Origin of the sequence: Vibrio sp. Vb0888 (assembly GCF_033338835.1) — a bacterium.
GTDB classification, from domain to species: Bacteria; Pseudomonadota; Gammaproteobacteria; order Enterobacterales; family Vibrionaceae; genus Vibrio; species Vibrio alginolyticus.
Genome location: NZ_JAWOTL010000208.1, coordinates 1 through 1205, shown reverse-complemented (window position 1 = coordinate 1205; position 1205 = coordinate 1). Strand labels below are relative to the sequence as shown.

At 47.9% G+C, this 1205-nt stretch carries 1 protein-coding gene; it reads right to left on the bottom strand.

What is annotated here, in order from left to right:
- On the bottom strand, nt 1-1111 hold a 1111-nt coding region (locus tag R7P72_RS25065; RefSeq protein WP_318110968.1), incomplete at its 3' end, for a M6 family metalloprotease domain-containing protein.
- Nucleotides 1112-1205: the final 94 nt, after the last annotated feature.

Genomic DNA, 1205 nt, shown 5'->3' with positions numbered 1-1205 from the left:
TCCATGCGCTCATGTTAACAGGCGTATCACCTGAGTACGAATCACCCGGTTTCTTCGCCCATGAACCAGCACCCATCACGCCCCAAGAACCGATCGAAGCGTCACTGTTCCTTGCGTACAAGTCCGGCAAGCCAAGCATTAAGTGGCCAAGCTCATGTACGATCACACCCAACGTCGCTTCATGATCAACTTGGTAGTCAGCAAACACGCAGTAGTCAGTGATCTTTTTGCCATCTAGCGTGACATCATTGTGAGAGAATTTGTGTGGCCAGATAGCAGGACGGTCAAGGAATCCGGTTGAACGATCGCCACCAGCAAAGATAAACATCACTGACAACTCTGAAGGTTCAACGGTTCCATCTTGGTTACTGTCGTAAGCAGAAAGATTGAAGTACGGATCCAGTTTTTGGTAGGCCTCCGTAAACACGGCGTTCAGCTTGGCCGTACATGTGGTGTCGCCAGAACTAGAGTGACAATTTGGGTGGCTTTGTGCCACGGACACATTGATCACACCATCATTCGCGGTGCGGTAACTCTCGATTGCTGGGACGACTTTAAATTTACCTTGAGAGTTTTTATCAAAGTAATCCACAACGCTTTGGCCATTCGTGTCGAAAACACGTTGCTCGAAATTGTGCACCATCGCTTGATCGTTAAAAGAAACCTGCACAACCAACAAAGGCTGCTGTTTCACGCTCGAGCTGCTCATCGCCTGATAACCTTGTGCCGTGCGCAATAAGTTTTGGCGAGCCATAGGTTCAATCGCTTTTAACGAAGACAGCTCCGGCTTAACTTGCACGTCAGGACGAAACTTCGCTGAATCAGGCGCATCACTGGATTGGGTTTTCTCAATACCAGTCGAGAGCAACTCAGGGGTGTCTGAATTACGCTGGATCTGAGCAAAAAACCAAACACCATCTTCCTGAATCAAAGCATTGCCTTGTTTGTCTTCAAACCAATGGAAATCAGCAGTTCCGCGTAAAATCGCCTCGCTATTGCTTCCGTCACTCAACGTGATCGGATGCCAAATTGGCGATGGTGGTGTCGTTGCCATACTGTTTCCGGCAACAAGTGCAGTCAGCATGGTCAAGGCAAGGGTGGGGAATTTCAAAGTACGGCTCCATCTTTTCAATTCACTATGCGTAAAACGAACTCAGATACCCATCAATTTAATGAGCGGTTACCTGATGGTTATTTACGCATTA